Consider the following 21140-nt stretch of genomic DNA (forward strand, 5'->3'; position numbering starts at 1 on the left):
CAAATGAAAAATTTACAAGATAAGCTTGGCTATCATTTTAAAGACGAGAAGCTTTTAAAAGCGGCTTTAACGCATAAAAGCTCCAAAAAAACCTACAATAACGAAAGGCTTGAATTCTTAGGCGATGCTGTGCTTGATCTTGTTGTGGGCGAGTTTTTATTTCATAAATTCAAAGATCAAGCTGAAGGGGATTTATCAAAATTAAGAGCTGCACTTGTAAATGAAAAGTCTTTTATGCAAATTGCTCTAAGTCTTGACCTTGGCTCATATCTTTTTATGTCAGTTGCTGAGGAAAACAATGGCGGAAGAGCCAAACCTTCCATACTTTCAGACGCTTTTGAAGCCATTATCGCGGCGATTTTTTTAGAAGCTGGCTTTTTGAAAGCAAAAGAAGTTGTTTTAGCCCTTTTAGAAAGCATTTATCCAAATATAGACGCAAAAGAGCTTATTAAGGATTATAAAACTAAGCTACAAGAATTTACGCAAGGTATGATGGCTCAAACGCCAGAATATGAGCTTATCCGTGCCTTTGGACCAGATCATTTAAAGCAGTTTGAAATCGCTTTAAAGCTTGATAACAAAGAAGTTTCAAGAGCTACTTCAAAGAGTAAAAAAGAAGCTCAACAGCTTGCGGCAAAAATCGCTCTTGAAAAATTAGGAGTTTTATGAATACTTTTGGCACAAGATTAAAAATCACAACCTTTGGAGAATCTCACGGCAAAGCCATAGGTTGCGTGATAGATGGCTTTCCTGCCGGCGTGCGTATAGATGAGGCATTTTTGCAAAGCGAACTTGATAAAAGAAAGCCCGGAACAAGTAAGTTTAGCACTCAAAGAAAGGAAAGCGATAAGGCTGAAATTTTAAGTGGAACTTTTGAGGGCTTTAGCATGGGAACGCCCATAGCTGTGGTGATTTTTAATGAAAATCAGCATTCAAAGGATTATGATAATATCAAAGATTTATTTCGTCCTTCTCATGGGGATTTGAGCTATTTTGCTAAATATGGCATAAGAGATTACCGAGGTGGAGGACGTGCAAGCGCAAGAGAAAGTGCTGCAAGAGTAGCTGCAGGGGCTTTTGCACAAATGCTTTTAGCTGAGTTTAATATCAGCGTAAAATCCGGCGTATTTGCCATAGGCAAAGTGCAAAGCGAGCTTGAAAGCAAGGATTTTGATTTTGAATTTGCGGATAAAAGTGAGGTTTTTGCCCTTGATAAAGCTTTAGAAGCAAGTTTTAAAGAACAGATCACACAAGCTTTAAGAACAAAGGATAGTGTTGGAGCGGCTGTTTTTACACGCATTAGTGGTGTAAAAGCCGGACTTGGTGAACCGCTTTATGATAAACTTGATAGTAAATTTGCTCACGCTTTAATGGGGATAAATGCAGTAAAAGCTGTTGAAATAGGAGCTGGTATAAGATCAAGTCAAAGCTTTGGCTCACAAAATAATGATCGTATAAAAGATCAACAATTTTTAAGCAATCACGCAGGCGGTATTTTAGCAGGCATTAGCAGTGGGGCTGATATAGAGCTAAGGACTTATTTTAAGCCCACGCCGTCGATATTTTTGGCTCAAGAAACTATGGATAAATTCGGTAATAATGCGATTTGCGAGCTTAAAGGCAGGCACGATCCTTGTGTAGGCGTGCGTGGAAGTGTGATCTGCTCGGCTATGGCAAGGCTTGTGATCGCTGATGCTTTAATGCTTAATGCTAATGCGAGCTTAGCAAGGCTTAAAAAGGCATATGAATGATTGTTTTAAGCACTACAGCAAGCAAAAAAGAAGCAAAGACTTTAGGCAAGCTTTTGCTTGAAAAAAGACTTGTTGCTTGTGTTCAAAGACTTAAAATAAAAAGTATGTATCGCTGGGAAAACATACTTTGCGAAGCAAAAGAATACCTCCTTATCCTTAAAACAACAAAAGAGAATTTAAATGAGCTTGAAAGCATTTTAAAAGCAAATCATAGCTATGAAGTGCCTCAATTTATAGCTTTAAAAGCTGATTTTATCAGCAAAGAGTATAAAAAATGGCTTGAAAAAGAGTGCAAAAGCTTTAAAAATAACAAAAAAAGTAAAGTTTAAATTTCAGGCTTTTTCCAAATAGAATTGCTTTAAGCTTAAATGTATCCTAAAGAAGCTAAAATAGGTATTAAACCCTATGCTTTTATATCAAGTTTTTTGTCTTCTTGTAAGTTTTCAAAGAGCATTTTGAGCAAATCTAAATCATAAAATTTATCTTGCAAAGGCTTTTGAAACACACTGAAACTTCACCATAATCTTAGCTGCGTGATCTGTCTAGTTTTCGCACTTTAGAGAACTTTATTTTAAAGTTTTGATAAATTTAGAGTAAAATTAAAAATAAATTTTAAAAGCAAGAATGTAAAAACTAGCTCAAAAATTTGGGCTAAGCTTATTTAGAAGTTAAGTAATTTGTTGGCTTGTTTGCCAGCTTCTTTTTTAGCTTCTTTTTTAGCTTCTTCTTTTTTAGCTTTAGCTATATCTTTAGTGCTTTTGCCGCTCATTAATTGTCCAGCAACATCAGCTGCTTGACCTTTAGCAGCATCTTTTACAGCTTCATTTGCCAAAGTAACACTTGCACCAAGTAAAGCAGCAAATGCTACAACAAGTAATTTTTTCATCGTGTCTCCTTTAAGATAAATTGTGGGTTTGATTATATCAAAAAAGTTATAATTTTAAATAAATTTGAGCTTAAAATAAAAAATCTTATAATCGTGCTTTTAAACTTAGAGTAAAGCCTGATGAGTGCATCTAAAGAAAATATTTTCTTTGCTTATAAGCTATGTTTTTCTTGATGAAATTCCGAATTTAAAAACGATTTTTTTGGTTCTGTTTTGGCTATTTTTGAGATTTATTTGATCAATGTTTATGGCAAAAACTTAAGAAAAATTTAACATTTTTCGTTATAATCAACTCAAAATTTTACTGAACAACAAGGATAATTTATGCTTCAAACTTGTATTTTTCCAGCTGCAGGATACGGCACACGCTTTTTACCAGCTACTAAGGCTTTACCTAAGGAAATGCTTCCTATACTTACAAAACCACTCATTCATTATGGAGTTGATGAGGCTTTAGAAGCTGGTATGGATACTATGGGCTTTGTTACAGGACGCGGGAAAAGGGCTTTGGAGGATTATTTTGATACTTCTTATGAACTAGAGCATCAAATTTCAGGCACAAAAAAAGAGTATTTGCTTGCTGAAATTCGCTCACTCATCAATCGTTGCACCTTTACTTTTACAAGACAAAATGAAATGAGAGGCTTAGGAGATGCTGTTTTAAAGGGCAGGGCTTTAGCAGGCGGTGAAGCATTTGGGGTGATTTTAGCAGATGATTTGTGCGTAAATGAAAATGGACTTGGCGTTATGGCTCAAATGGTAAAAATTTATGAAAAATACCGCTGCACCGTAGTTGCTGTTATGGAAGTGCCAAAAGAGCAGGTTTCAAGCTACGGAGTCATCGCTGGAAATGTAGTAGAAGATAATCTCATCATGGTAAACTCGATGATAGAAAAACCAAGCCTTGAGGAAGCTCCAAGCAATCTTGCCATCATAGGCAGATACATACTCACGCCAGATATTTTTGGCATTTTAGAAAATACAAAGGCTGGTAAAAACGGCGAAATTCAGCTTACTGATGCACTTTTAGCTCAAGCTACAAATGGTATGGTTTTAGCCTATAAATTTGAGGGCAAAAGATTTGATTGTGGTTCTGTGGAAGGCTTTGTTGAGGCGACGAATTATTTTTATGGTAAGAGCAAATGCTAACAAATCACTTTTTTTTCAAAACCGCTCAACTTGATACCATAAAAGCTTATGCAAAACGCATTAATGATGAGTTTGAAAGTAAAGAAATAGGGTATTATCATTTAGCTGATAATACTGGCTTGATTTCTGAGTGCGAGCAGTATTTTCAAAATAAAAATTATAAAAGTGTGATCTTGCTTGGCATGGGCGGTTCAAGTTGCGGAGTAAAAGCTTTAAGAGATTTTTTAGCCCAGCAAGATAAGGGCAAATGCAAGCTTTTTATACTTGATAATAGTTCAAATCTTAGTCTTACAAAAGTGCTTGAGCAAGTGAGTTTAGAAGATAGTCTTTTTATAGTTGCAAGTAAAACTGGCACGACTATAGAAGTTGTTAGTCTTTTTAAGCTTATTATGGCTCATTTTAAACTCGAACTGAAGGATTTGTATAAGAATTTCATCTTTATCACTGATGAGAACTCAAAACTTCATAAACTTGGCGAGCAACTTGGTGTGAAATGCTTTTTAATCCCATCTAATGTTGGCGGTCGTTTTAGTGTGCTTTCAGCTGTGGGTGTGGTGCCGCTTTTTGTCTGTGGATATGATGTTAAGGCTTTGCTTGATGGGGCTTTAGCGTGTAAGAAAGATTTTTTTGAGAAAAAACAAGAAGGTATTTTGCAAAAAGCCTATCATTGCTGCATGCATAAATACGCAAATATCAGCGTTTTGTTTAGTTATGGTGATGCTTTTAAGGGCTTTAATGAATGGTTTGTCCAGCTTATTGCTGAGAGCTTGGGTAAAAAACAAGGCTATAAAAGGCTTGGCATTACGCCTATAGCCTTAATCGGAGCTAGGGATCAACACAGCTTCTTGCAACTCATCATGCAAGGTCCAAAAGATAAAATGATCACTTTTTTAAGAGTTAAAGAGCTTGAAAAATCTATGTGTATTCCTAAACTTTCTTTGCCGTATTTAGAGGATTGTGATTTTAGCAATGGAATTGATTTGCAAAAGCTTCTTAATGCCCAGTGTGAAGCGACTTTACAAGCTTTAGTGGCTGAAAATTTAAGCGTTGATTTAATCGAACTTGATAGGCTTGATGAGTGGCACGGAGGATATTTGATGTATTATTATGAGCTTTTAACTTCAGCGTGTGGGGTTATGCTTGGTATTAATACCTACGATCAGCCCGGTGTTGAGGTTGGCAAGCTTATCTTAAAAAAAATCTTATCTTAAAAAAAGGAAAAAACTATGCGTTATGGTGAAAAAGAGATTAAAGAATTTGATGTGGAAAAGGACTTAGAACTTTGGGAAAATAAAGCTGAAAATGATTATGTTATCAAAATTTCTTTGCCTGAATTTATGTGCTTGTGTCCAAGAAGTGGATATCCAGACTTTGCGACTTTAAATTTAGAGTATATCCCTGATCAGTTTGTAGTAGAGCTTAAAGCTATTAAAATTTACATTAACTCTTTTATGTATAAAAATATCAGCCACGAAGCTGTAGTAAATGAAATTTATAGCACTTTAAAAGCTAAATTAAAACCAAAGTGGATCAAGCTTGAGGCAGATTTTAACCCTCGCGGGAATGTGCATACTATCATCGAATGTCGCTCTGATCTTGTTGTGCCAAAGCGAAATTAAATTTTTTGCATTTGCTTAAAAGTCTTATGAGAAATCGCCTTTAAAAGCACCGAAAGCTTCACAAAACTCTTTCAAATATCTTAAATTTAAGGTATGTTCTAAAAATGTTTTTTTATTTTATCTTTCACATTCACTTCACACAAAAAGTATAAACTTGCACTTACTAAAACATTTTTAAGGAGAAAGAAATGAAAACAAAACTTATCCCCGCTATTCTAGCATGCTTTGCAATCCTTGCAAGTGCAAACCCAGCTCCTACTTCTTCAGCTCAAGCTCCTGCAGTTACGCCAGCTCCGCTTGCTCCATATCCTGCGTATCCACAACAAGCTGTGCCGCCACAAAATTATTTTAATGGTTTGCCAAAAAATATTAACGCTCAAATTCAAAAGCTCTATCCCGGTGCTTTTATCGTTGATGTGGATTGGGAAGCGTATGGTTATGAGATCAAGCTTAATAATTTTATGGAACTTTATTTTGATCGTAATGGCAACTTTTTGGGGCAAAAATTTGACGATTAATTAGCTTTGAATGAAGCTTTTTGCAAAGAGTAGGTTTGCTCTTTGCATTTTTTACTTTCTTTTTCAAACTTACCTTAGATAAATACAAATTTATATTATAATTACACAATTTTAAACCAAATAAGGAAAAATAATGGCAAAAGATACAAACGGCACGACGCTTGAAGCTGGCGATAGTGTAAGTGTGATTAAGGATTTAAAGATCAAAGGAGCAGGCCACACCTTAAAAAGGGGCAGTGTGATTAAAAATATCAAACTTACAAGCAAAGAAGGCGAGATCGAAGCACGCGTGGATAAGCTCGGTGTTATCGTGCTAAAAACTGAATTTTTAAAGAAAATTTAAGGGTTTATTTTGAGGCTTTTGTTTGTCTTAAGGGGCAATTATTTTAACGCTCAAAAAGAATGGCTCGCAAAAAATGAGCTGTTAAATTACACCTTAGACTTAGAAGAACTTCGTTTTTTAGCAGGTGGATATAAAATGCTAAGCAATGGCTACAAAAGCCTTGATTACCGCAATGCAAGCGAAATTTTAGAGCATTTGTTTAAGCTTTTAGAGCTAAGAATGAACAAAGGCGAGCTTTGTATAGTTAATGCTCCAAATGCAAACAATTCCATACTTAAAGAGTATAAAGACTTAGCCTTAAAATACCGCTATGAGCTATTTATTATCGAGTTTAACACCTTAAATTTAGAAGAGGTAAAGCTTAAAAACTTCATCATCGCTCAACAAAAGGGCGTTTTTATTCCAGAACACATACTTGAGGCTATTGATTATGCTTTGCAAAAAGAAAAAATTGCAAAGAAATTTAAAGTTATCAAACCTTATGAATTTAAAGAGTATTTATATCAAATTCGTGATCTTAGTGCATATAAAAAAATCCACCACATAGGCGATATACAAGGTTGCTTTAGTGTGCTTAAAAAAGCGATTAATAAGATTAAAAAAGATGAATTTTATGTATTTTTGGGCGATTATATAAATAGAGGTATAGAAAATGCTAAAGTGATTAAATGGCTTTTAAAGCTTAAGGGGCTTGAAAATGTGATTTTGCTTGAAGGAAACCACGAAAGGCATCTTATTAAATGGGCGTTAAATCAGACTACAACTTCAAAAGAATTTAATGAAAATACACTCAAAGACTTTAAAAAAGAAAAGCTGACAAAAGAGGATACAAGGGCTTTGTATCCACATTTTAAAGAGTGCTTTTGTTATAAATTTGAAGAAAAGATCATCTTTTGCTCACATGGAGGCTTAAATTTTTTGCCAGAAAATTTGGCTCACTTAAGCTTTATATCAAGCGAAGAGTTTATCTACGGCGTAGGCTCATATGATGAAAGTCAGTATATAGCCCAGCAATTTTGCGAAAATACCCCAAGCAACACTTATGAGCTTTTTGGACATCGCAACCGCCAAAAACTTCCCATTCAACTCGCAAGCAGAGTCTTTTTACTTGAAGGTAAAGTCGATGCTGGAGGCTTTTTGCGTGTGGTAACTTTGAGTAAAAAGGGCTTTGAATGCAAAGAGATTAAAAATGAAGTATTTAGAAAATAGTTTTAAAATGGCTTTTAAAAATTTGAAAGGAAATTTTTGTGTCAAAGATAGTCTTGATCTTAGCTCTTTTTTGTGCTTTTTCTTGGGCTGAATTTAGGGTAAGCTCTTTGTATGAGCTTAAAAACACGGACTTTGTAAGACAAACCTATGAAGAATCTTGTGGAGCAGCTTCCTTGGCAAATATTTTGAATTTCTTTGCTTTTAAACTTTATAGCCAAAAGGATATTTTACAGGTTTTAGATCAAAAAACAAACATGCTTTCTTTTTTAGAGCTTAAAGAAGCTGTTTTGAAGATAGGCTATGAAGCTCAGGCTTTTAAGCTTACAAAACAAAGCCTTGAGGAGCTTTTTGTGCCTTTGCTTGTTAAGATTGAGGACGATCCAAGATTTCCTCATTTTGTAGTGGTGCTGAATTTCAAAGGAGATTTTATCAAGGTTTTAGATCCAAATTTTGGCACTTATATTGCTTCTAAAAAGGAGTTTTTCTCTGTTTGGGATAAGGAAGGCTTAGGAGGCTTTGCTTTGCTTGTTTTACCTAAGGATTTTAAGGAATTTAAACCATTAAGACTTGATTTGCCAAGCGATTTTTACAGAGATAAAATCACTTTTTAAGTCCTTGAAATCTTGAATTTATGTTACAATTAAGTCAAAAATTCAAAAAAAGGAAAAAGCAAATGAGTCATCTTTTAATCATAGGAGCAGGCGGAGTAGCTAGAGTAGCCGCAGTAAAAGCAGCTATGAACTCAAACACCTTTAGCAAGATCACCCTAGCAAGTAGAACTCTAAGTAAATGTGAGGCTATAGCAGGCTTTATTAAAGAACGTTTAGACATAGATATACATATAAGTGAAATTGATGCTGATGATAGTGAAGCGGTTGCAAAGTTCATCAAAGATATAAAAGCTGATTTGCTTTTAAATTTAGCCCTGCCTTATCAAGACTTAAGCTTGATGGATGCTTGCGTAAAAGCAAAAATTCCTTATATAGATACAGCAAATTATGAACATCCGGACTTAGCTCAATTTGAATATAAAGAACAATGGGCGAGAGATAAAGCCTTTAAAGAAGCTGGAATTTTAGGGCTTCTAGGCTCTGGCTTTGATCCAGGCGTTACCAATGTATATTGTGCATATGCTAAGCAAAAGCTTTTTGATGAAATCCATTATATAGACATTTTAGATTGTAATGCAGGCGATCATGGTTATAAATTTGCAACGAATTTTAATCCAGAGATTAATTTACGCGAGGTTTCAGCTAAGGGTAGGTATTATGAAAATGGCAAGTGGATAGAAACTGAACCTATGGCTATAAAAATGGCTTGGGATTATCCAGAAGTTGGCGTTAAAGATAGTTATCTACTCTATCATGAAGAGCTTGAAAGCTTGGTAAAAAATATACCTAGCCTAAAGCGAATTCGCTTTTTTATGACTTTTTCTCAAAATTATCTTACCCATATGAACTGCCTTGAAAATGTAGGCATGCTAGGCATTAAGCCTATTATACATAAAGGAGTAGAAATCGTGCCTATAGAGTTTTTAAAGACACTTTTGCCTGATCCAGCAAGTCTTGGAGCAAAGACTAAGGGCTTTACCAATATAGGCTGTGTGATAAGAGGGCTAAAAGAGGGCGAAGAAAAGCAAGTGTATATTTATAATGTGTGCAATCACGAAGAATGTTACAAAGAAACCGGCGCTCAAGCTGTGAGCTATACTACAGGAGTTCCAGCTATGATAGGAGCAAAACTTATCGCAAAAGGCATTTGGCAGGGAAAAGGTGTGTTTAATATGGAAGAATTTGACGCCCAACCTTTTATGGACGAACTGATGATTCAGGGCTTACCTTATAAAATCATGGAACTTCCTTTGTCTTGATAAGGTTAGCTTAAGATAAAGGATTTGGATACTTGATCTTAAGCAAGGCTTGTGCTTGCTCTATGGTTTTATTGTTTTTTGATCTTTTCTAAACTTTATGGATATTTATAAGTTTTAAGATAAATAAATGACATTATGTTTTCTAACTTTGAATAGCTCTAACTTGGAACAAAATTTGCTTTTTTAAAAACAATAAAAAACTTTTTAAATTTTTATAAAGTAAGTAAATTCATCATGGTCGCAAGAAAACTTTCAAGGATGTAGGGTGATCTTATCAAATTTGTTTGATTTAGACATAGCTTCAAGGGCTCAAGAGGTTCTAAAGCCTCGTTCTGTAAAGTCTAATAATGTCATTCAAATAAACGCTGATAGAATCAAGTATGAGTATTCACAAGCAAAGCCTTATTCTAATATAAGCGATAGTGCTTACACACTGACTATAAATTCAAGCTTAAATTTTATGCAAGATATACTTTCTCGTTATCAAAACGATGAAGCAAAATACGAAAGACTTTCAGAGAAATTAGAACTTTTCAAAGAAAGTCTTGATGAAAAATCACATACTTTTCAAAGTTCCAATATAGTTTCAACACATCGTGCAAGCCTTGATAAAAATTATATTGATAAGCCCATTAAAGAACTTGTTCAAGCTGATTTAAAAGCTTTTTTACAAGCTATTAATGAAAAAAATCCAAATACCATACTTGAAAAAGAAATGAATTTAAAATCAAGTCTTTTACAACTTAGCGGACAAGGGCAATTTATAGCCAGCTTTGCAGAAGGTTTTTTTACTGAAATATGGCATGAACTAAACCAAAGTGAAAAACAGCAGTATTTTGAATATATGGATATCATAAAATCATATCATTATAACAAAGCTAAAAATCTCACTACAGAACAAGGCGATACCTTTTCATGGGATATAGTAGGGGGCAAATTTCAGTTTGAACTCATCAGCAAAGACAATGAAAATTTAAGTGATCAAATCATACTTGCAAATGATAAAAAAGTATTTTCAAGTCTTTATGCTATATTTGAGCTTAGAGAAAAAGCATATATCAGTGATAAAAACAACACTCATTCATCAAGTGATGAAAAAAAATTAACTTCAAATTCATCAAACTCATCTTTGCTTCAAAGAGTTTTACAGGAACTTGCGTGATTTTTCTTTTGTTCTTTTAAGGCGTTTTGACTTTGCTTTGGATATGTAAGGTATGAGCGTTTATAAAATTTTACTCAAAGTGCTTTGCTTTATAAGGATTTTGCCTAGTTTTTCGCTCGCTTCTGATCCCATTACTTTTGATAGCCTTTTTAAAAAGCAAATTGGGCTAAGAAGTATAACGACTTTAGAGTATCTTAGCTCTGGAAATGCTGATTTTTATAATACTTTCCCTTTTATCTCGGTTTATAATGACGGCAGAAATTATACTGATAATAAACAATTTTCCTTGAGACAAAATTTTATTTATTCTTTAAACAACAAGCTTGATGTTATGCTTAGTGCAAAGGCTTCTTTTGTACGTAGTGATAGTGAGCAAATAAGCTTTTTTGCACCAACAAGCTACACCCACGAACAATACACCAACTTTGATAATCTTAGTTTAGGGCTTGTTTATTCTTTTGAGAATTTAGGCGATTTTGTTCCTCAACTTTCAGCTTCTATTTCAGTTTTTGACAGGGTGAGATTTACTACAGCAAAAAAGCTTTTTTATGCAAGCTCTGGCAATCTACAGCTTTCTTTTAAAACCTTTAGCGATCCTTTGATCTTATCTTTATATCTTGGCAGTGCATATAATAGCACGCTTCATTTTAAAAGCAACAAAGTCAATTTTGGTAATGCTGTTTTTGCCGGCTTTAATGGCTCTATCATCTTAAGCCCAAAAGTTTCGCTTGACATAGGCTTTTCTCAAAGTTATCAACAAGGAAGCAAATTTAATGGCAGGCAATACACAAGCTCTTATTCTATCCCTAATATCAGCTTGGGATTTTCTTATAGCCTTAATGATGATACAGCTATCTCACTTTCAGGTTCAGCAAGTGGCTCAAATTCAGCTCCTAACTCGATCTTTGCTTTAAGTTTGTGGAAAAAATTTTAGCTTTGTGTGAAACAATGCTTTAAAAGCTAATTGGTGTTTTTATATTTTTTCATTTTTTTTCAAAGTTGTGAAAATATTTTTGTGGGTAAATCAAGCCTTTATTTTTTTATTTTATCTTTTTTACCCTCATTTTGATAAAAATATGATAAAATAAATCATCAAAATTTAAAGGACAATTTATGTTTAAACTCAGAACTCTACCCTACGACACTACCGCTTTTGGTAAATTTCTAAGCGAAGAAGCTTTTAGCTATCATCACGGCAAACACCACAAAACCTATGTTGATAATCTTAACAAGCTTATCAAAGATACAGAATTTGAAAACAAAGACTTGTTTTTCATCATAAAAAACTCAAGTGCAGGGCTTTTTAACAATGCTGCTCAAATTTATAACCATGATTTCTATTTTGACTGCTTAAGTCCTAAAAGCGATGAAAGCAAGATGAATGCGGCGTTTAAAACAGCACTTGAAAAAGAATTTAACTCATTGAGCGAGTTTAAGACAGAGTTTATCAAAGGAGCGAGTGGGGTTTTTGGCTCAGGCTGGTTTTGGTTGGTTTATGATCTTAAAGATAAAAAGCTCAAGCTTTTAAGCACACCAAACGCTGCTACGCCTATCACTGAAGAAAAAGTGCCTTTGCTTGTGGCTGATGTGTGGGAACATGCGTATTATATCAACCATCGCAATGCTAGGGCGGCTTATTTGGAAGCTTTTTTTGAATATGTGAATTGGGAATTTGTGGCTAAAGCGTATGAATGGGCTTTAAAAGAGGGCGAAGGTTCAATACAATTTTATATCAATGAGCTTCATTCTTGATATATTTAAACCTTTAAAAAGATTTGCTTGAAAAGTGCTTGGGATAGCAAGTCTTTTTTATCTTTTGTATTTTTGGTTTATCTTCAATTTTAGCACTAAATTTAATCCTTAAAGATTTATACTCTTAAAGGATTAAATACTATTCTTACACCAGTTCTTGCAAAGCTTTTTGAAGCAAAGATGAATTTAAATACTTTGTTAATTGGATATGTTAAAACTTTTAAAATTTTCATTTTCATACGAGTGTAAGTTAAAATTTTGAAATAAGTTTTGTTCTAATTTTAAAGAATTGCAAGCATAAAAACTATGAGCTCCATCTTCATGTCTTAAACATAAACTTTTAAAAAAAAGACTAGACTTAGCTCCTAAAACTTTAGCTAAATAGTGTGATTCATCTTTTGTTTGTTCAATTTTAAATTCTACCTTTGTTCCATCATCAGCACAACATTTGCTTAGCCTTTTAAGTGATTAAAAAACTAAGCAAATTTCGTGCTAAAATGATTTTAATCAATAAAATCGAGAGGAATTTCTACCATATTCAAAATCTTTAATGATTTTATTACTTACGCCCAAGATATGCTGAGTCCACATACCAGAACGGCTTTTAGTCAACACTGCATAAGTTTTAGTCTCTGTATCTTTATTATAAATCTCTCTTAGGGGTTCTCATTTGTGATAAAAGTCTAAAATCATTATAATCTGATCGGCTACTAGAACTATTTTTCCTTAACCTCACTCATTTCAGCATCACTAAGTTTTTTACTCCAGCTGAATTTTCACTTAATCTCCCATTACTTGCTTTAAAAAGTAAATCATTAGCTAGATTGAGACTAAAGCTTAAAGATAAAGCCATAACAAAGAAAAAGAATTTTTTCATTTTTGCTTCTTTTTTAAGATATGATAAATTTTATCATTTAATTACTTTTAAAAAAAACTTAAACAAAACAAGTATTTTTTAAATCAAATAAATAGCCCTTTTGAATTGATTTTGACTTTATCTTTTTTGAAAATACCAAATTTTAGTTATAATTCAAATTTAAAAATTCAAAAAGGCTATACATGCAAAATCTCATCAAAGGTGCAGTGAAGTTTATGCAAGAAGATTTTAAGGAGCATAAAAAGCTTTTTAAAAGTCTTAAAGATAGGCAAGAACCACATACACTTTTTATCGGCTGTTCTGATTCTAGGGTGATCCCAAATCTCATCACCAACACTGGTCCAGGCGAGCTTTTTGTTGTGCGAAATATAGCTAATATTATCCCACCTTATAGAGTAGCAAATGACTATCTAGCCACTACTTCAGCCATAGAATACGCCGTAAATATCCTTAAAGTAAGAAATATCATCGTATGTGGACACAGCAACTGTGGTGGCTGTTCAGCACTTTATAGCAGTGAAAAAGAGCTTAAAAAAGTGCCAAATGTAAAGCATTGGCTTTCTATGCTTGAGGATATTAAAAATGAAGTGTTAAGCTTTAGTGTTGCTCAAAATGATGAGGCTATGCGTTCTTGGCTAACTGAAAAACTTAATTTGCTCAATTCCTTGCAAAATCTTTTAACCTATCCGGGCATCAAGCAAGCTTTGTTAGAAAGAAAAATGGAGCTTCATGCTTGGTATTATATCATCGAAACGGGTGAAATTTACGAATACAATATGGATTTAAAAAATTTCACGCTCATTGCACATAAAGATTGATCGCAAAAAGGGAAAAAAATGAAAAAAGTTATCATAATTTTAAGTATTTTTGTAGCTTTTACTTTTGCTGTTGAGGATAACAACAAAAGTAATTCAGAGTTATTTCATCTTGTGCAAAAGTTTATCGTTTTAAATAATGAACTTAAGGATTTAAATGATAAAAGTGACAATAACGCAAGCATTTTTAGCGATCAAAAAACAAGTATAAAAAAACAAAAGCAAGAGCTTTTAAATACCTTGCCAAAGGTTATTTCAGCTCAAAGTATCGATGAGGCGTATATTAAGCGTTTTTTAGAGCATAAAAATAAACTCGAGCAAGAATTTCAAAAGCTTACAACACAGAATGTTAAATTCGCCCAAAGCAAGATTGAGTTGAGTTCTTTAGAGCTTGATGAAAGCTTTTATAAGTCTTTGTTTGAGCTTGAGTCGTTGTTTAAAAAAACAGCGAGTGCAAAAGAGCTGAGCACTTTACTTCAAAATGCTCAAAGCAAATTACAAGTTCTGGTTGAATTTGACTTAAGCGAACTTAAAACTAGGCTTGATTTTAAAGAGCTTAGCACCATTAATGAGGCAGAGAATAAGCTTTTGCTTAAGGCGGATTCATATGATGAAATTTTAAACTATCTTAAAGATAATGCAAGCTTGCTTGAGAGCAATTTTATCTTTGCACGACTTGAACTTCAAGTTTTGATTGATAAGATTAATGAATTTGCTGGTTTTGACTTTCTTAATACTGGTAAAATCGTCATTTCATTTTTTATTCTAGCTCTTTTTTATGTTTTAAATCTCTTTTTGCCAAGATTGAGTTATTTTATGCTTGTGAATTCTTTTTTCAAACATGATACAGATGCGATGAGTCGCGAAGAAATTCGATCCATTTTTATTGAAAAAAACAAAAAACCTTTTAAACTCTTGCTCTTTTTTTATGCCTTAAGTGTGTGCTTTAGCATAGCGTATTATCCAGCTCCTGTATTGATAACTATCACGAATGTTTTTTATATTATTTATGCAGTGTTGTTTGCTTGGCTTGTGATTCGAATTTTAGATAGTTATGGGGTGATATTGCTTTCGACTTTAGCAAAAAAAAGCGAAAAGAAAGAAATTGTTAATCTCATCATTAAAATTTTATATTTTGTGGTGGTGGTTATCGCTATACTTTTTGTGTTGGCTCATCTTGGTTTTAATGTTTCAGCTATCATTGCTTCGCTTGGTATAGGTGGGCTTGCGGTGGCTTTGGCGGCAAAAGATGTGATTGCAAATTTCTTTGCTTCTTTGATGGTTTCTTTTGATGATGGCTTAAATCAAGGCGATTGGGTGGAGGTTGCTGGCGTTGAAGGAACGGTTGTTGAAATAGGACTTAGAAAAACAGCCATACGCACTTTTGATAATGCTTTAGTATATGTGCCAAACTCAACGATCATGAATGCAAACATTAAAAATTGGAGCAAAAGGCGTATAGGCAGACATATAAAGATGATCTTAGGCGTGGCTTATGATGCAAAGGCTGAACAATTAGAACAATGTGTCAAGGACTTAAAGGCTTATCTTGATAAAAGCGAACTTGTTGCACACAGCGAAGATAGTGCTTTAAATACAAACTCTTACAAAGCAATATACAGACAAAACTTAGTTTCTATCAATGATCTTGAGGGTTATAAAAATGCGTGTTATGTTTCTTTGTGCGAATTTGCAGATAGCTCGATCAACATAGAGCTTTATTTTTACACTAAAGCTATCAATTCAGAGGATTTTAGAGAAGCAAGGCAGGTTTTAATGCTTGATTTTATGCGAATTTTAGAAAAAAATGGACTGGGTTTTGCTTTCCCAAGCTTGAGTATTTATGTTGAAAATTTAAAAGATTTGAAGAATTTAGACTTAAAAAATGCCAAAGCATAAAAGCTTGGCATTTTAAGCTTAATACGCAGCTTTGCGGCAATGCACTTCAACTTTAGTTGCTACTGGCACAGCGTTTGCATTTGGTGCGGCTGGGTTTGCATTAGGCACATTGCTTGTGCCCGGATAGTTTGGATAATACGCATCAACTTCTAAGTATCTGCCCACTTTCAAATCCCTAAAAGTGCCATCTTCAAAGATATTATCTGTGCCAAACCAACCGCAGTCATCAAGCTCTATCCTTGTGCTTGGCAAAATTTTCACAAGCATAGGACCAGAATAGATCGTTTCGATCACCACGCTTTTTTCAGCATCTTTAACTTCTAAAATGGTTCCTTGAAGCCAGCTATCAGCAAAAAGTGAGCTTGAAAGCAACAAAGAGGCGAGAATTGTTTTGGTTTTCATGTAAAACTCCTTAAAGTATAATTTCGTAAAATTGTAGGATATTTAAGTGAAGCCAGAGTGAATTTAAAATATTTTTCACAATTTCAAAAAAATTTGTTATACTCTATAGATAAACAAAAAGGCAAAATGATGATTTATCTTGCACAAACAGACACTACAGCAGGCTTTTTAAGCAAGGATTATCAAATGCTTAATGCTGTTAAAAATCGTCCAATATCAACGCCTTGTTTGATTTGTATGACCGAGTTTTCAGTGCTTTTAAGCTTTACTCGCGTGCCAAATAAACACAAAAATTTTGTTCGAAAGGCGAAAAAAACGAGCTTTATTTATCCAAATTTAAAAAGCTTTCGTGTGATTAAAGATCATCCGCATGAAGATTTTTTAAAATCCCATACTTGGCTTTTTTCAAGTTCGGCAAATGAGCATAAAAAAGCTTTTGATGAGCAATGGGCAAGACATAAGGCTGATATTATCATCGATGAAGAGTTATTTGAGGATACACCTTCAAGAATTTTAAGGCTTAACAGAAGCAAGATGAAAAAAATTCGCTCCTGTGAATAAGACACAAAAGCAGTTTTTATGAGTTTATTTTCTAGCTTTTTTAAATTTTTTAACATACAGAGTAAAAGTGTGCGGGATAAATAGTTTCGACAAGTTTTAAGAAAAATTTTAAGCCCAAAAGCGTGCAAGAGTTTGATCATATAAGAGAACATATAGAAAAAGCTTTAGAAATTCCAAATTATACTATCTGGTTTTAAGTGAGCTTTGCAGCTGATCCTAAATGATTTTAAAACTTTTTTGGCGTTGTATTTTTTTGGAAAATATATAAATTCTAATCAATAAATTTTATTATTTAGAAAAATTATGATATAATCAAAATAAATAATTTCAAAAGGAGAAAAAATGAAAAATGTAGCTAAACAACTACTTCAAATTCAAGCCGATGCACATAGTTTGTGGATTAAATTTCACAATTATCACTGGAATGTAAAAGGTTTGCAGTTCTTTGCGATCCATGAATACACTGAAGAAGCGTATGAAGAAATGGCAAAGCTTTTTGATGATGTCGCTGAAAGACTTTTACAAATCAAAGAAAAAGCCCTCGTTTGCTCTAAAGAACTTAGCGAGCTTGCTAAAACACCAAAGGTGCAAAAAGACTGCTTTACAACTTTAGAAGTTTTAGAGCTTGTTAAAGAGGATTATAACTATCTTTTGAAAGAATTTAAAAAGCTTGATGAAGTCGCTTCAAAAGCAGGAGATACAACAACTTCAATGCTTGCTCAAGATAAAATCGCTCATCTTGAAAAAGCACTTTGGATGCTTGGTTCTACTTTAGAAAATTCTTGCAAAACAAAATAAAATTCAAGCAAGGCATTGACGCCTTGCTTTTTCTTTTATAAAATTCTTATTTATCTTAAAAACTTAATACTTTTTAAATATTTAATCATGAGGCATTAAAGAATTTTTGAGAATTTGGTATCAAGGGGGAGACTTGAACTCCCGACCTCCGGCTTATGAGACCAGCGCTCTAACCAGCTGAGCTACCCTGACTTGAGCAAAAAAACTAAGTTAAAATTATACATTATTTTGCTAAAATTTTGCTGATTTTAAACAAGAATTGTATATAATCAAGCTCTTTTTAAACATAGATAGGTGTCCGAGCGGTTGAAGGAGCACGCCTGGAACGCGTGTAAAGCGCAAGCTTTCGAGGGTTCAAATCCCTTCCTATCTGCCATTTGTTTTTATCAAACTTTTAAAATATGTATTGCTTTCATGGTTTTTGTAAAATTATCCTTTTTAATCCCAAAATACACCATAAAAAGATCAATAAACCACCAAATTAAGCTTGCTAATAAAGTTAAACCTGAAGCAATAAACAATACAATAGCCAAATCTTCATATCTGAAACCAACTAAGATAATAATAGCTACAATAAATAGCCCAATACAAAGCACAAATAAGATGATTTTAAAAATACCTAAGATCGTATCACCTTTATAAAAGCGATCAAAGCCAAAAATTCCCATAAAAAATCCAAACAATAAACCAATGATAGGATTTTTAAAACTTATACACATTAAGGATTGTATGTCTTCATCATTAAGCTCTTCAATGCTTTGCTTAATCAAAGGCATATTTGCTTCATCGATTTTATCTATCATATCTATAAGAAAGAAATTTTTAGTATCCATTTTGTCAAGTCCTTATCCTAAAACTGCGTAAATTTTTCTCAAATTGTCTTTTTTTATACCAAAAAACACGCAAAATATATCCACAACATACCAAATAAGAGCCACAATAAAAGCGAGCATAACCAAGATAGGAATGACAATTAAAGCTGAAGTTTTTAAATCATAGCCCCCAAAAACACCCAATGAAAAACTTCCCAAATACGCCCCAAAAATAATCACAAGTTTTGCGATCCCCAAACCTATATCACCTTTATAAAAGCGATCGATGCCAAAAATTCCTATACATAAAGAAAGTAATAAACCTATGATAGGATTTTTAAGATTTAAAAGAAGCATGGCTTGGTATTTGTCATCATCTGCTTTTTCAAGGCTTTCTTTAAAGGCAAAAATCGCATCGTTTGGAATTTTATCTTTCATATTTAAAAGTATAAGTTCTGCATTTTTCATCATTGCTTCTTTTGTAAAACTTCAAAAATTTTTCTTAAATTGTCTTTTTTCACACCCTTATATACTAAAAAAATATCACTTGCCACCCAGATAAAAGCGATAATTGCCAGCACACAAAGCACAATAAAAATTTCTACTTTAATTTCTGCTTTATCAATATAAAAGTTAAAAGCCACATATATTACACAGACAAAGATGAGTTTAAACACGCCTAAAACTACATCGCCTTTATAAATTCGATCAACTCCGGGAATGATAACACTAAAAATCAAAGCTAAAATAGGGTTTTTATAACTTATCAACAACAAAGCATCAAATTTATAATCCTCAGCCTCATCAAGACTTTGTTTAAATGCTAGATACGAATCACTTGGAACTTTTTCTTTGAGTTGCAAAAACAAAGTATCAGCATTTTTCATCGTTTAAACCTTAAAAATAAAATAAAACCTGCATTATAATAAAGAATGCTTAAAAAAATAAAAATAAATCATAGTAAAAACACTTTAAATTCACAAAAGCTTGATAGAAAACTGATATGGTGACCCATACGAGACTCGAACTCGTGTTACCGCCGTGAAAGGGCGATGTCCTAACCGCTAGACGAATGGGCCAAATATAGCTTTAAATTTAGAAGTGAAATTATAGCAATTAAGGACTTAAAAATTGCTGAATTATCATTTTTAGCTTTTTAACTTTTAATTTAGCTTGCTTTTGTTATAGTTTTATAATTAAAGACTAAAATTGTAATAATTAAGGAACTTTTATCAAAATGGATACACTCAGCCTCGTTTTTCTTGCCTGTGCTTTGTCAATGGACGCCTTTGCCGTAGCTTTATGTAAGGGTTTTAGCGTAAATGAGCTTAAAATAAAGCATTTTTTGATCGTAGGACTTTATTTTGGTGGTTTTCAAGCTTTAATGCCTTTGATCGGGTATTTTTTAGGCTTTGCTTTAAGTTCGTTTATTGATGATTATGATCATTGGATCGTTTTTATTTTACTAAGTTTGATCGGCTTAAAGATGATTAAAGAGAGCAGACAAAAAGATAGTTGCGATACAAACAGCGATCAATTTGGTTTTCAAGTAATGTTTTTACTCGCTATGGCGACAAGTATCGATGCTTTAGCCGTTGGGGTGAGTTTTGCTTTTTTGCATATTGAAATTTTTAGCTCAGTGCTAATCATCGGCATGATTACTTTTATCTTTTCAGCTCTTGCTCTTAAGATCGGTAAAAAATTTGGCACGAAATTTAAAGACAAAGCCGAATTTATCGGTGGAGTGGCACTGATTTGCATAGGAACTAAAATCCTTTTACAACACCTCTTAGAAAGCTAAATTATCGTCTTTAATCTTGCTTTTTTAAGTCCTAAACAAGATTAATTACAGCAAAAAAAGCTACAACAAAGATCCAAAAGCGATCTTAAATATCTAGTTCTATCCCTACAGGAGCGTGATCAGAGCCAAATATATCATCTCGTATAAAGGCATTTTTAAGCTTGTTTTCAAGGTTTTTAGAAATGAAAAAATAATCAATCCTCCAGCCCACATTTCTTTCTCTTGCTCTCATTCTATAGCTCCACCACGAGTATTTTTCTTTTATATCGCCATTTATTGCTCTAAAAGTATCAATAAAGCCAAGTGCGAGCAAATCATCTATCCAAGCCCTTTCTATAGGCAAAAAGCCAGAAGTTTTTGCATTTGCCTTTGGATTGGCAAGATCAATTTCTTTGTGAGCGGTATTTACATCGCCACAAATGATAATGTCTTTGTTTTGAGCAAGCAAATTGTTAAGATAAACTAAAAAATCCGTATAAAATTTCATCTTAAAATCAAGCCTGATCTCATCTTTTTGTCCATTTGGAAAATAGATATTAAAAAGCACCACATTATCAAAATGGTGTTCTAGCACGCGTCCTTCTTCATCATCGCAAAACTCACATTTGTTTGTTTGAGCCTCAAAATTATACAAACTCATCACACCAGAATACCCAGCCCTTTTGGCTGAATTTGAAGCCATATGCTTAAAGTCAAGTTCATAAATTTGCTTTGGAAATTTATCTTCATGGGCTTTGATTTCTTGAAAACCTACAAAGTCAAATTTTTCATTTTCCAACCAAGCTAAAGCATTTTTATCACAAATGGCACGCAAGCCATTCACATTCCAAGAAAGCAGTTTCATCTTATACCTTTTCATTTTAAAAGGCTAATCATAGCATATTTTAATAACAATTTTGTCAAGATTTTAGTGTTT

At 33.3% G+C, this 21140-nt stretch carries 25 protein-coding genes, 3 tRNA genes and 1 pseudogene; 20 read left to right on the top strand and 9 right to left on the bottom strand.

Going from position 1 to position 21140, the window contains the following annotated elements:
- The first annotated feature begins 3 nt into the window (after nucleotides 1-3).
- Genes rnc through cutA form a run of 3 tightly spaced genes read left to right on the top strand, consistent with a single transcriptional unit; the run spans nucleotide 4 to nucleotide 2080 of the window.
- A complete protein-coding gene (gene rnc / locus DMB91_RS02440; protein WP_034905370.1) occupies nucleotides 4-669 on the top strand; it encodes a ribonuclease III in 666 nt (221 codons plus the stop codon).
- Nucleotides 666-1751 (top strand): chorismate synthase, encoded by a 1086-nt coding sequence (gene aroC, locus DMB91_RS02445; RefSeq protein ID WP_034905330.1) that lies wholly within the window; start codon nucleotides 666-668, stop codon nucleotides 1749-1751. The genes rnc and aroC overlap by 4 nt, the downstream gene beginning before the upstream one ends.
- On the top strand, nucleotides 1748-2080 hold the full coding sequence (gene cutA, locus DMB91_RS02450; protein ID WP_034905332.1) for a divalent-cation tolerance protein CutA: 333 nt from the start codon (nucleotides 1748-1750) through the stop codon (nucleotides 2078-2080). The genes aroC and cutA overlap by 4 nt, the downstream gene beginning before the upstream one ends.
- A 332-nt stretch (nucleotides 2081-2412) precedes the next feature.
- Here the strand turns inward: cutA and DMB91_RS02455 are convergent, their stop codons facing one another.
- Nucleotides 2413-2637 carry a hypothetical protein gene (locus DMB91_RS02455; protein WP_034905334.1) on the bottom strand — a complete coding sequence of 75 codons (225 nt, stop codon included), beginning with the start codon at nucleotides 2635-2637 and terminating at the stop codon, nucleotides 2413-2415.
- Nucleotides 2638-2961: 324 nt separating this feature from the next.
- On the opposite strand from DMB91_RS02455, the gene galU reads away from it, so the two are divergent.
- From galU to DMB91_RS02510, 11 genes are all read left to right on the top strand, one after another.
- A complete protein-coding gene (gene galU / locus DMB91_RS02460) occupies nucleotides 2962-3786 on the top strand; it encodes a UTP--glucose-1-phosphate uridylyltransferase GalU (RefSeq protein WP_034905337.1) in 825 nt (274 codons plus the stop codon).
- Nucleotides 3780-4997, top strand: a complete 1218-nt coding sequence (locus DMB91_RS02465; RefSeq protein ID WP_034905339.1) for a glucose-6-phosphate isomerase — start codon at nucleotides 3780-3782, stop codon at nucleotides 4995-4997. The genes galU and DMB91_RS02465 overlap by 7 nt, the downstream gene beginning before the upstream one ends.
- Before the next feature lie 15 nt (nucleotides 4998-5012).
- Entirely contained in the window at nucleotides 5013-5405 is a 393-nt protein-coding gene (gene queF, locus DMB91_RS02470; protein ID WP_034905341.1) for a preQ(1) synthase, read from the top strand.
- 188 nt (nucleotides 5406-5593) lie between these two features.
- Nucleotides 5594-5923 carry a PepSY-like domain-containing protein gene (locus tag DMB91_RS02475; protein ID WP_034905345.1) on the top strand — a complete coding sequence of 110 codons (330 nt, stop codon included), beginning with the start codon at nucleotides 5594-5596 and terminating at the stop codon, nucleotides 5921-5923.
- A 133-nt stretch (nucleotides 5924-6056) separates the two neighbouring features.
- Nucleotides 6057-6266, top strand: coding sequence for an alkylphosphonate utilization protein (locus tag DMB91_RS02480; protein ID WP_034905347.1), 210 nt, complete (start codon nucleotides 6057-6059; stop codon nucleotides 6264-6266).
- Between the two features lie 9 nt (nucleotides 6267-6275).
- Nucleotides 6276-7475: a metallophosphoesterase gene (locus tag DMB91_RS02485; protein ID WP_034905350.1), complete on the top strand. Its 1200-nt coding sequence runs from the start codon at nucleotides 6276-6278 to the stop codon at nucleotides 7473-7475.
- Nucleotides 7476-7513: 38 nt separating this feature from the next.
- Nucleotides 7514-8086: a C39 family peptidase gene (locus DMB91_RS02490; protein ID WP_034905352.1), complete on the top strand. Its 573-nt coding sequence runs from the start codon at nucleotides 7514-7516 to the stop codon at nucleotides 8084-8086.
- 62 nt (nucleotides 8087-8148) lie between these two features.
- Nucleotides 8149-9345 (top strand): saccharopine dehydrogenase family protein, encoded by a 1197-nt coding sequence (locus tag DMB91_RS02495; RefSeq protein ID WP_034905355.1) that lies wholly within the window; start codon nucleotides 8149-8151, stop codon nucleotides 9343-9345.
- Nucleotides 9346-9610: 265 nt separating this feature from the next.
- Entirely contained in the window at nucleotides 9611-10507 is an 897-nt protein-coding gene (locus tag DMB91_RS02500; protein WP_143116793.1) for a hypothetical protein, read from the top strand.
- 52 nt (nucleotides 10508-10559) lie between these two features.
- Nucleotides 10560-11441 carry a hypothetical protein gene (locus tag DMB91_RS09050; RefSeq protein ID WP_052043225.1) on the top strand — a complete coding sequence of 294 codons (882 nt, stop codon included), beginning with the start codon at nucleotides 10560-10562 and terminating at the stop codon, nucleotides 11439-11441.
- A gap of 179 nt (nucleotides 11442-11620) precedes the next feature.
- Nucleotides 11621-12259, top strand: a complete 639-nt coding sequence (locus tag DMB91_RS02510; RefSeq protein ID WP_034905741.1) for a superoxide dismutase — start codon at nucleotides 11621-11623, stop codon at nucleotides 12257-12259.
- A 736-nt stretch (nucleotides 12260-12995) separates the two neighbouring features.
- Here DMB91_RS02510 and DMB91_RS08805 read toward each other — a convergent pair.
- Nucleotides 12996-13136, bottom strand: a complete 141-nt coding sequence (locus tag DMB91_RS08805; protein WP_185900252.1) for a hypothetical protein — start codon at nucleotides 13134-13136, stop codon at nucleotides 12996-12998.
- 182 nt (nucleotides 13137-13318) lie between these two features.
- Here DMB91_RS08805 and DMB91_RS02515 point away from each other — a divergent pair, with 182 nt between their 5' ends.
- On the top strand, nucleotides 13319-13954 hold the full coding sequence (locus DMB91_RS02515) for a carbonic anhydrase (RefSeq protein ID WP_034905744.1): 636 nt from the start codon (nucleotides 13319-13321) through the stop codon (nucleotides 13952-13954).
- Nucleotides 13955-13972: 18 nt separating this feature from the next.
- A complete protein-coding gene (locus DMB91_RS02520) occupies nucleotides 13973-15850 on the top strand; it encodes a mechanosensitive ion channel domain-containing protein (protein ID WP_034905747.1) in 1878 nt (625 codons plus the stop codon).
- Between the two features lie 18 nt (nucleotides 15851-15868).
- Here DMB91_RS02520 and DMB91_RS02525 read toward each other — a convergent pair whose 3' ends face one another.
- Nucleotides 15869-16252, bottom strand: a complete 384-nt coding sequence (locus tag DMB91_RS02525; protein ID WP_034905749.1) for a hypothetical protein — start codon at nucleotides 16250-16252, stop codon at nucleotides 15869-15871.
- Nucleotides 16253-16381: 129 nt separating this feature from the next.
- Here DMB91_RS02525 and DMB91_RS02530 point away from each other — a divergent pair, with 129 nt between their 5' ends.
- On the top strand, nucleotides 16382-16813 hold the full coding sequence (locus DMB91_RS02530) for a hypothetical protein (protein ID WP_034905751.1): 432 nt from the start codon (nucleotides 16382-16384) through the stop codon (nucleotides 16811-16813).
- A 342-nt stretch (nucleotides 16814-17155) separates the two neighbouring features.
- Complete coding sequence (locus DMB91_RS02535; protein ID WP_034905753.1) at nucleotides 17156-17611, top strand: Dps family protein; 456 nt, start codon at nucleotides 17156-17158, stop codon at nucleotides 17609-17611.
- 115 nt (nucleotides 17612-17726) lie between these two features.
- On the opposite strand, the gene DMB91_RS02540 is transcribed toward DMB91_RS02535, so the two are convergent.
- Nucleotides 17727-17803, bottom strand: a tRNA-Met gene (locus DMB91_RS02540).
- 96 nt (nucleotides 17804-17899) lie between these two features.
- Here DMB91_RS02540 and DMB91_RS02545 point away from each other — a divergent pair.
- Nucleotides 17900-17987, top strand: a tRNA-Ser gene (locus tag DMB91_RS02545).
- A gap of 10 nt (nucleotides 17988-17997) precedes the next feature.
- Here DMB91_RS02545 and DMB91_RS02550 read toward each other — a convergent pair.
- The 4 genes and pseudogenes from DMB91_RS02550 to DMB91_RS02565 form a co-directional block, all read right to left on the bottom strand.
- Nucleotides 17998-18444, bottom strand: a complete 447-nt coding sequence (locus tag DMB91_RS02550; protein WP_052043226.1) for an NINE protein — start codon at nucleotides 18442-18444, stop codon at nucleotides 17998-18000.
- Nucleotides 18445-18659: 215 nt separating this feature from the next.
- Nucleotides 18660-18891 (bottom strand): annotated as a pseudogene (locus DMB91_RS09275) (TM2 domain-containing protein); the annotation flags it as partial.
- On the bottom strand, nucleotides 18891-19310 hold the full coding sequence (locus DMB91_RS02560) for a hypothetical protein (RefSeq protein WP_034905755.1): 420 nt from the start codon (nucleotides 19308-19310) through the stop codon (nucleotides 18891-18893). The pseudogene DMB91_RS09275 and the gene DMB91_RS02560, both read right to left, overlap by 1 nt.
- Nucleotides 19311-19427: 117 nt before the next feature.
- Nucleotides 19428-19502 (bottom strand) — tRNA-Glu (locus DMB91_RS02565).
- Nucleotides 19503-19660: 158 nt separating this feature from the next.
- On the opposite strand from DMB91_RS02565, the gene DMB91_RS02570 reads away from it, so the two are divergent.
- The gene (locus DMB91_RS02570; protein WP_034905757.1) at nucleotides 19661-20224 is read left to right on the top strand and encodes a manganese efflux pump MntP family protein; all 564 of its coding nucleotides are present in this window, start codon (nucleotides 19661-19663) and stop codon (nucleotides 20222-20224) included.
- A gap of 85 nt (nucleotides 20225-20309) precedes the next feature.
- Here the strand turns inward: DMB91_RS02570 and DMB91_RS02575 are convergent, their stop codons facing one another.
- Nucleotides 20310-21068, bottom strand: coding sequence for an exodeoxyribonuclease III (locus tag DMB91_RS02575; protein ID WP_034905759.1), 759 nt, complete (start codon nucleotides 21066-21068; stop codon nucleotides 20310-20312).
- Nucleotides 21069-21140: the final 72 nt, after the last annotated feature.

Origin of the sequence: Campylobacter sp. MIT 97-5078 (genome assembly GCF_006864455.1) — a bacterium.
Taxonomy (GTDB): domain Bacteria; phylum Campylobacterota; class Campylobacteria; order Campylobacterales; family Campylobacteraceae; genus Campylobacter_D.